This window comes from Cronbergia sp. UHCC 0137, from assembly GCF_034932285.1.
In the GTDB taxonomy this organism is placed as follows: domain Bacteria; phylum Cyanobacteriota; class Cyanobacteriia; order Cyanobacteriales; family Nostocaceae; genus Cronbergia.
The window spans coordinates 24,052-33,051 of record NZ_JAYGHC010000031.1; the positions used below are offsets into that span (position 1 = coordinate 24,052).

Genomic DNA, 9,000 nt, shown 5'->3' on the forward strand with positions numbered 1-9,000 from the left:
ATTACCCATTACCCATTACCCATTACCAATCACCAAAAGTTATGAATGTAACTCCTAAAACAGATATCAATTGGCAGCAATTAGCCTCATCTAGGGTAGTTACCGAAACTACACCCAGCTTCTTAGGGGAAATAATCCAAGAAACATTGGCGTTAACTCGTCGTCTATTTATTCAACTACAACGCCGTCCTTCTGCTTTGGTAGCGGGAATTATTCAGCCGGTGATGTGGTTAGTTTTGTTTGGTGCTTTGTTCCAAAATGCCCCCAAGGGTTTGTTTGGTAGTACGTCAAACTACGGGCAATTTTTAGCAGCAGGTGTAATTGTCTTTACGGCTTTTGCTGGGGCGCTAAATGCTGGTTTACCTGTAATGTTTGACAGGGAATTTGGCTTTTTAAATCGGTTGTTGGTTGCACCTTTAGCTTCTCGCTTCTCAATTGTCTTTGCTTCTGCTATTTTCATTATTAGCCAAAGTTTGCTCCAAGCGGCGGTAATTGTGGCAGCAGCAGCGTTTTTAGGGGCTGGTTTACCAGATGTGACAGGGTTGAGTGCGATCGCTCTGATTGTATTTCTTCTGGCTTTGGGTGTCACGGCCATTTCCCTGGGTTTGGCTTTTACCCTCCCTGGACATATTGAACTAATTGCTGTAATATTTGTAACTAATCTACCCCTATTATTCGCCAGCACCGCCTTAGCACCATTATCTTTTATGCCTGATTGGTTGCAGGTTGTCGCCACTCTCAACCCTCTCAGTTACGCCATTGAACCCATTCGCTATCTCTATTTACATAGTAATTGGGGTTTGGGTGATGTTGTAATGCACGCTTTTTGGGGTGATGTTACCTTTGTCGGTGCATTCCTAGTATTACTGGGTTTTGCTTTGGTTGCTTTACTTAGTATTCAACCCCGATTAAAGAAAACTCTTGCTTAGGATTTTGTCTAGTTTTGAGGCACCTTTCCATGAAAAAACCATTTTTACCAGTAAACAAGATCCTGTTGGCTACTTTAGCCGGAATTAGCTTAACTTGCTTTTTCGGAGTATCTTCCAGTTTAGCCGACGAATCTACTCAAACATTCTCTCCTTTAGACTCAGACCGCAACAGTGATTTTTTGTCTAATCCCAATTCCAGCGATTTTAGTCTTTTTAATGTCATTCACCGCGCAAATTTCGGAACTATCAACTGGGATTCTAATCAACAAAAACAACAATTAGACGAAGCAGCAGCAGGTTTTAAAGCTAGACAACAAAAGTTACTTGAAGGTTCAAAAGAGCAAAACCCAGGTACTACATCTGGGGAAAATATACCTTCTAACCTTGTTCTGCCCGTTAATAAGTAGGTTGGAGTAGGGGCTGGAATAGGCCCCTAAAAAATATGAACTAGAAACCTAGCGCTGCTAAAATATCACCAGCATGGGTAGCTGTGCTAACACTAGCGTCAACGTGAATGATTTTGCCACTGGGGTCGATGACATAGGTAACGCGCTTGGCATAACCACCACCATCGACATCGTAAGCTGTAATCAGAGCTTTGTCTGTGTCAGCTAAGAGGGGAAAATTAAGATTATACTTGGTTGTAAATGCTTGATGGGAAGCTTCATCATCAGCACTAACTCCCAGGACAACTACATCTTTAGTATGATAGTCAGATTGGGCATCGCGGAAACTACAAGCCTGTTTGGTGCAGCCCGGTGTATCGTCTTTGGGATAGAAATATAAAACTACGGTCTTACCAGCAAAATCAGATAATGATACTGAATTGCCGTTAGTGTCTTTAGTGGTAAATGCAGGTGCGACTGTACCAACTGCTAGGGGCATATTTCACCTTTCCTGTTTTAAATTCGTGATGCACCTTGAATTTTACAATAATTTACAATAATTAAATAATTAACTCAAAAAAAACTCCCATCTATTTCTATCATCAGCAAAATTTACCCCCAGAAAAAATGTCTAGTGTTGATTTACCAAACCCAAAAGCCTTTGTCTATCCTCGTAGTACAGTAGAAAGAGCAGAGCGATCGCTAATCTGTTCACCCTTCAATCTGAGTTTATTTACAGCCATGAAAACCCGGAGTATAACACTGGGAGCGATCGCTACCGAAAAAGGTGTACAACAAGGTTACACTCAACGTCCCTTATCAGAACTAGCCTGTGACAATATCTTAGGTTGGCTAATCGAAGTCGGCTTACTGCGACGAGAAGTAGATGGACAGGGAATTACAGACGGTTATCGTCTAACTCCCCTTGGTTATCAAGTCATAGAAAAATTACAAACAAAAGATCGCCGCACTCCCTCATGGAGCGATCGCTTCAATGATGCCATAACTCGTTGGCTCAGACTACCTTTTTAATGGATAATTTTTGAAGTTTGATTAGCTAAGTAGTCGGACAAAATTAAATTTATTCGTTGAGAGAGGGAACAGCGGTATGGCTAACGCCACGCTTCGCGGTAAGCGTCAGCTATGCCGTTAGGCTTTACGACTACGCTCACCGACCAGGAACAGGAAACAGGGAACAGGGAACAGGAGGCAATCTCAGGATTTTGTGTGTAAACTTCAGAGATTTGTTACAATATTAACGGTTCGGTAAATAATTAAATTTTCCTAAACTTCTCTTATCAGCCTAAGAAAACATAGATCGAGAAAGTGTTTTAGTGTAGAATTTTGCAGCCTGGAGAAGATCAATTTCCGTATAAAACCCCCAGGGTATTTTGTCAACAATAACCATAGCTAAACTTGGAGTTTCGCCAAAATAATGCAGCCAATTCGCACATTTAACGTTTCCCCTTCACTACCGCAGCGACTCGAACCAATGCGGCAACTAGCATACAATCTTCACTGGGATTGGAATGTAGAGACTAAAGACCTATTTCGCCGATTGGATTCCGATTTGTGGGAATCTAGCCGCCATAACCCAGTGTTAATGCTAGGAACTATCAGTCAAGAACGACTTTTGGAAGTTGTCGAAGATGAAGGCTTTCTGGCACAAATGGATCGAGCCGCTCGCCAATTAGAAGATTATTTACAGGAAAGAACTTGGTATCAAAAACAACGCAGCCAAAAGCCCAAGGAATGTTACGCTTATTTCTCCGCTGAATTTGGACTGGTAGATTGTTTACCTGTCTATTCAGGAGGTTTGGGTGTTTTAGCAGGGGATCACCTCAAATCTGCTAGTGATTTAGGATTACCTTTGGTTGGTGTGGGTTTACTGTACCAGCAAGGCTATTTTGCCCAATATCTCAATGCTGATGGTTGGCAGCAAGAACGCTACCCCATCAATGATTTCTATAATATGCCCTTGCATCTAGAACGCAATCCTGATGGTTCTGAACTAAAGATTGCGGTAGATTATCCAGGACGCAAGGTGTACGCTAGGGTATGGCGTGTGCAGGTGGGAACCGTACCCTTGTATATGCTAGACACCAATATTGAACCAAATAAGGCTTACGACCACGATATCACTGATCAGCTATATGGTGGCGATCTTGATATGCGTATCCACCAGGAAATCATGCTGGGGATCGGTGGGGTGCAAATGCTCAAGGCGTTGGGTTATGAAGTCACTACTTACCACATGAATGAAGGTCACGCGGCCTTTTCTTCCTTGGAACGGATTCGGCTGTTGATTCAGGAAGAGGGGCTAAATTATGCCCAAGCTAAACAGGTTGTGGCTTCTAGTAATGTCTTTACTACCCACACACCTGTACCGGCGGGGATTGATTTGTTCCCACCTGACAAGATGCTCTATTATCTGGGTTATTATGCAGATATCTTTGGTTTGCCCAAGGAACAATTTTTAGGACTGGGACGAGAAAATACTGGGGATTTATCTGGGCCTTTCAGTATGGCGGTGTTAGCCTTGAAGATGGCCACATTTTCTAATGGTGTGGCACAGTTGCATGGTGTGGTATCACGGCAAATGTTCCAAGGTTTATGGAACAAAGTGCCTGTGGAGGAAGTTCCAATTACGGCTATTACAAATGGTGTTCATGCCCGCAGTTGTGTTGCTAAGTCAACTCAGGAGTTATACGATCGCTATTTGGGTCCAAATTGGTCTTCAGCACCCCCAGATAGTCAGTTGTGGGAAAGGATGGATGCGATCCCCGATGAGGAGTTGTGGCGTAATCACGAACGCTGCCGTTTGGATATGGTACTATATGTGCGGGAGCATTTGGTTAAACATTTGCGCGATCGCGGTGCTTCAGCCTCAGAAATTCTCCAAGCCCAAGAAGTCCTTGATCCCAATGTCTTAACTATTGGTTTCGCCCGTCGTTTTGCAACCTACAAACGTGCTACTCTGTGGATGCGGGATTTAAACCGGATCAAGCAGATTTTACTCGGTAATAAACACCGCAAAGTCCAGTTTGTGATTGCTGGAAAGGCACATCCCAAAGATATCCCCGGCAAGGAATTGATCCGCGATATCAATCACTTTATCCATGAACACCATTTAGAAAAACAGGTGGTGTTTGTCCCTAACTATGACATTCACATTGCCCGGTTGATGGTGGCTGGTTGCGATGTGTGGTTAAATACACCCCGTCGTCCCCGTGAAGCTTCTGGTACAAGTGGCATGAAGGCAGCGATGAATGGGTTGCCAAATTTAAGTGTGCTGGATGGTTGGTGGGATGAGGCTGATTATGTCCGTACTGGTTGGGCAATTGGCCACGGTGAGAATTACGAAGATCCTAACTACCAAGATGAAGTGGAAGCTAACGCCCTCTATGATTTGATCGAGAAGGAAGTTGCACCGCTATTTTATGACAATCGGGATAATGATGGCTTACCCAGATTGTGGGTAGCGAAAATGAAGGATGCGATTCGCTTAAATTGTCCATTCTTTAATACAGCGCGGATGGTACGAGAATATGCCCAAAGAGCTTATTTTTCGGCCAGCGATCGCTATCATACCCTAACTGCTGAAAATTATGCCCCAGCTAAAGAATTGGCAGATTGGAAAGCTAAGTTAGGTGAACAATGGTTTAAGATCAAAGTCAAAGATATTGATGTTTCCGCAGAAACAGATATTGAAGTTAATCAAACTGTTGGTGTTAAAGCCAAGGTTGATTTAGCAACTTTGACAAATAATGATGTCCGGGTTGAACTATACCAAGGTTCAATAGACGCTAATGGTGATATTGTCGATGCTATACCTGTGGTCATGGATTATCAAGGATCTGATGACCAAGGATTAAGTATCTATACAGCAAATATCACCTATACCACCTCTGGTTTACAAGGCTTGTCTTTACGTGTATTGCCCCAAAATCAATACTTAGCTAATCCTTACGAACCCAGATTAATCGCTTGGGCTGAATAAAATTAGTGAGTAGTTATTACTCCAAATTGGGTGTTGCTGATTTAAGGTTAGCAACGCCTTTTTTTATGCGATCGCTATCTATCTCACCTACAATTTCATGGCATAATATCATCTAATTTAAGTTTTAAATCTGGAAATAGAGGAGAAAAAATACTATCTGCTAAACGATATTTTTCTTGTTGATAGACCCCATTAATTAATTGACAAATTGTGAATGTAGGTTGTTTGGGATTACCAATAAATTGTATTCCACCTAATGCCCGAAAGTCTACAATCCAATATTCAGGTATTTCTAAAAAGGCATATTCTTCTATCTTTCTGGCATAATCATCTTGCCAATTTGTACTCACAACTTCAGCAACCAATTTAATAGTATTACCATGACAAATTATTGGTTCTTTTTGCCAAAGTGGTTCTTGATTAAGTTTTGCTTTATCTAAGACAATTACATCTGGACGGAGTGCTGTAGCTTCTGTAGCGAGGGGTTTAATTAAGCAATTTTTGGGAATTAACCAGTTTAAATTATGATGAATAATCTCTGTATAAATTCTCCCGGCAATATTTCCAGCAACTTCTTCATGGGGTCCTGTTGGTTCCATGTCTCTGAGTTCTCCGTCAATTAGTTCATAGCGAGTATTGTCCCCATATTCAATTAAAAATTGCTCAAAGGTGAGTGGTTTGACTGGGGTATAGGTCATGATTTTAGATTGTCTTGTGATGTTGGGTTTATTGTAACTTTTAATTCTGCTGGAGGTAGAGTTTACGATTATGGAAATTAATTGCAAAAAGAACACATACACACCAGTGCTTGAGTAAAATTGAAATTTGCAGCCATTGATGGCATCGCTGCTTGAATTAGATTTTACTTTTGCAGATTATCCAAATACTTGTAATTAACCCAAAATTTAACAATAATTACGATCGCTGCCAAATTGTTTCTAAGTATAGCATAGCGATCGCTACTTTAATTAGATTTGAATTTTGCCAGCTAGATATTGTAAACAAATATTTGACTCCATAAATCTTCATGCTAAAATTTTGTCATTGAAAAAATCCTGAGAGCTTAAATTTATGACTTGGCACTTTCTCGTTCTCGTTGCCTTGGTGTCTGTAATTTCTGTAGGAAAAGAAACATCTGTTCGAGCCGAGACTTTTAATCGCTCAGAATTATTACAGGAAATCAGTCCTAAGTTAGCGCAAGCAATGTCTGCCGAGGATTACTACAATCGCGGCATAGATAAATATAACTCAGGAGACAAACAGGGAGCGATCGCCGACTACAACGAAGCCATCCGCCTCAATCCTGATGATGCTGATGCTTACAACAATCGCGGTAATGCAAAGTCTGACTTAGGAGACAAACAGGGAGCGATCGCCGACTACAACGAAGCCATCCGCATCAAGCCTGATGATGATTATGCTTACTACAATCGCGGTAATGCGAAGGATGACTTAGGAGACAGACAGGGAGCGATCACCGACTACAACGAAGCCATCCGCCTCAAGCCTGATTTTGCTAATGCTTACTACAATCGCGGTTTAATCAAAAAACAAAAACAAGAAGCATTGGCAGATTTTCGGAAGGCGGCGGAACTCTATCAACAGCAGGGGAATACGAAATGGTATAACAAATCTCGCGATAGGATTAGAGAACTAGGAGGATGATGGGAAGGAAAAAATAGAAAATAAAAAGGAAAAAGTTTAAAATAGAGATTAACTTAGAGAATTAGGAGATTAACCTAAAATTATCGCTGTTTTATTAAATAGAATCCCAGGAATCAAACAAGTAATTATTAATTAGAAACCAGAATCATTACAAACAATGCTTTATACAGTAGTAATTGAAAAAGGAGATACTAGCTATGGTGCTTATGTTCCCGACTTACCCGGTTGTATAGCTGTGGCTGAAACATTAGTAGAAGTCCAACAAATGATTATTGAAGCCATAGAATTTCATATAGAAGGTTTAATAGAGTCAGGTTTACCAATTCCTCAACCTACAAGTATCGCTCAGGAAGTTGAAGTTTTAATTTAAGTAGTAATATATATATGAATAAATACGGAAATTGGCGACCCGTACCTAAAAATCAAGGTAGAAAATGGAAACAATGAAATTGCTGGCACATATCGGCACAGATGGTATATTGCAAATCCAAACTCATACAGATTTTAAAGATAAATCTGTAGAAGTATTGGTAGTTATCCAGCCATTAGATAATGTAGAAATTACCAAAATTAAGGAAAGTTTACCCAAACATAACGCTTGGGGAAAAATTACTACTAAAAAATCAGTTCAAGACGCAATTAGTAGAATGCAACAACTAAGAAAAGAAATAGGTTTAGATAAAAACATAATCCGTGAAATGATTGAAGAAGGACGAAGATTTTAATGCAGTTTGTTTTAGATTGTTCGGTAGCAATTAGCTGGTGTTTGGTAGACGAAAATAATGATTATGCTAATTCCATATTAGCAATGATGGTAGATTATGAAGCATTTGTACCTTAGCAACACTTGATAATCGGTTAGCAGAAGCAGCGATTCGCTGTGGTGTTAGTCTGATTCTTGATAAAGAATAAACCTGTGATAAAGAAGTACAAAAATATCTCCGTTTAATAATGACTTCTTATACCTCACCTATTTTAGTTTTTCATGTAATTCATTGAGAATAAAATCTGAAGTAATCGGAGAATGCACAATTAGACAGTGTTTAACAACTGTGCTACACATCCCTTTAGCAATAAAAGCAGCAATCAAAACATTAGTATGTATAACTAGCTTCATGAAATTATCTCAAAAATTTCTTCATCTGTGTAAACTGTTTCATTCTTTTGCATCAAGTAAGAACGCAATGCGCGGAATTTGTGTGTAAAAATGTAGTCTTCAATAGCTTTACCAACTAAACTATCAGCAGATATGCCTTCAGTTTGGGTAATTTCTAAAAGTTCTGCTTTCAGTTCTGGGGTAATAGCAATGGTTAGGGTATCTTGCATATTTTATCAGCGAGCTACATAGTTAATTATACAATATATTGGGATAACATATCTATTTTGCACAAATAAAATCCAAAATCTAATTCTTTAACCAACATGAAAACATCTACCGACAGACAACGCACCCTAGAAATAGCTTATATTTCTTCAGCAGATAAATCTTTGTCTAAACCTATTTATCTTTTTCCCCTAGATAGTTTCTTGATGTTTCTTAATATCGGCTAGTATTTCATCTATTGTTACATTATCTAACCATTGATGACGTTCTTCTGTATAGTCTCCACTACCATTATCAAATTGACGAATAAATCTGATAGCATCAACATATCCTAAAGCATCTACGAGAGCTTGGAATCCTTTTCTATATAGTTCAATTGGGGTCATTTTCTCCTCGTTGTACAATATTATTAGTAGCTTCTGCTAACCAGATTATTGGATTAGCGCAACTATTAACTCAAGTTGCTAGTTATCTAGTTGAGGTTGATGATTGGTATAAAACGAACCACAGAGGCGCAGAGGACACAGAGAAATAAGAAGAACAAATTTTTAACTCAACCTTTTGGAATCGCCTATTAGTGCTGTGCGTCAGATAGAGAAAATCTGTTCAATGCTAAATTATCGGGTCTGACGCACCCTACAAGAGATAAAATCCATAATCCTTATGTAATAGATTTTGTCAATGTGTAACTCCTAA

At 39.7% G+C, this 9,000-nt stretch carries 12 protein-coding genes; 7 read left to right on the top strand and 5 right to left on the bottom strand.

Annotation, left to right across the window (positions count from 1 at the left end; genetic code table 11):
- The first annotated feature begins 41 nt into the window (after window positions 1-41).
- Both VB711_RS16565 and VB711_RS16570 read left to right on the top strand, forming a co-directional pair.
- Entirely contained in the window at window positions 42-929 is an 888-nt protein-coding gene (locus VB711_RS16565; protein WP_323287321.1) for an ABC transporter permease, read from the top strand.
- Between the two features lie 29 nt (window positions 930-958).
- A complete protein-coding gene (locus VB711_RS16570; RefSeq protein WP_323287272.1) occupies window positions 959-1,336 on the top strand; it encodes a hypothetical protein in 378 nt (125 codons plus the stop codon).
- Window positions 1,337-1,376: 40 nt separating this feature from the next.
- On the opposite strand, the gene VB711_RS16575 is transcribed toward VB711_RS16570, so the two are convergent.
- Complete coding sequence (locus VB711_RS16575; protein WP_323287274.1) at window positions 1,377-1,814, bottom strand: peroxiredoxin; 438 nt, start codon at window positions 1,812-1,814, stop codon at window positions 1,377-1,379.
- Window positions 1,815-1,942: 128 nt separating this feature from the next.
- On the opposite strand from VB711_RS16575, the gene VB711_RS16580 reads away from it, so the two are divergent.
- Both VB711_RS16580 and glgP read left to right on the top strand, forming a co-directional pair.
- A complete protein-coding gene (locus tag VB711_RS16580; protein WP_323287275.1) occupies window positions 1,943-2,347 on the top strand; it encodes an Npun_F0494 family protein in 405 nt (134 codons plus the stop codon).
- Window positions 2,348-2,750: 403 nt separating this feature from the next.
- On the top strand, window positions 2,751-5,315 hold the full coding sequence (gene glgP, locus VB711_RS16585) for an alpha-glucan family phosphorylase (RefSeq protein WP_323287276.1): 2,565 nt from the start codon (window positions 2,751-2,753) through the stop codon (window positions 5,313-5,315).
- Window positions 5,316-5,410: 95 nt separating this feature from the next.
- Here the strand turns inward: glgP and VB711_RS16590 are convergent, their stop codons facing one another.
- Window positions 5,411-6,013, bottom strand: a complete 603-nt coding sequence (locus tag VB711_RS16590) for a Uma2 family endonuclease (protein WP_323287277.1) — start codon at window positions 6,011-6,013, stop codon at window positions 5,411-5,413.
- Between the two features lie 373 nt (window positions 6,014-6,386).
- Here VB711_RS16590 and VB711_RS16595 point away from each other — a divergent pair, with 373 nt between their 5' ends.
- The 3 genes from VB711_RS16595 (at window position 6,387) to VB711_RS16605 (ending at window position 7,705) form a co-directional block, all read left to right on the top strand.
- A complete protein-coding gene (locus VB711_RS16595) occupies window positions 6,387-6,980 on the top strand; it encodes a tetratricopeptide repeat protein (RefSeq protein ID WP_323287278.1) in 594 nt (197 codons plus the stop codon).
- A gap of 157 nt (window positions 6,981-7,137) precedes the next feature.
- The gene (locus VB711_RS16600) at window positions 7,138-7,350 is read left to right on the top strand and encodes a type II toxin-antitoxin system HicB family antitoxin (protein ID WP_323287279.1); all 213 of its coding nucleotides are present in this window, start codon (window positions 7,138-7,140) and stop codon (window positions 7,348-7,350) included.
- Window positions 7,351-7,414: 64 nt separating this feature from the next.
- The gene (locus VB711_RS16605; protein ID WP_323287280.1) at window positions 7,415-7,705 is read left to right on the top strand and encodes a hypothetical protein; all 291 of its coding nucleotides are present in this window, start codon (window positions 7,415-7,417) and stop codon (window positions 7,703-7,705) included.
- A 245-nt stretch (window positions 7,706-7,950) separates the two neighbouring features.
- Here the strand turns inward: VB711_RS16605 and VB711_RS16610 are convergent, their stop codons facing one another.
- From VB711_RS16610 to VB711_RS16620, 3 genes are all read right to left on the bottom strand, one after another.
- Complete coding sequence (locus VB711_RS16610) at window positions 7,951-8,097, bottom strand: hypothetical protein (protein WP_323287281.1); 147 nt, start codon at window positions 8,095-8,097, stop codon at window positions 7,951-7,953.
- Window positions 8,094-8,306: a hypothetical protein gene (locus VB711_RS16615; protein ID WP_323287282.1), complete on the bottom strand. Its 213-nt coding sequence runs from the start codon at window positions 8,304-8,306 to the stop codon at window positions 8,094-8,096. Before VB711_RS16615 ends, VB711_RS16610 begins: the two co-directional genes overlap by 4 nt.
- A gap of 189 nt (window positions 8,307-8,495) precedes the next feature.
- On the bottom strand, window positions 8,496-8,690 hold the full coding sequence (locus VB711_RS16620; RefSeq protein WP_323287283.1) for a hypothetical protein: 195 nt from the start codon (window positions 8,688-8,690) through the stop codon (window positions 8,496-8,498).
- Between the last annotated feature and the right edge of the window lie 310 nt (window positions 8,691-9,000).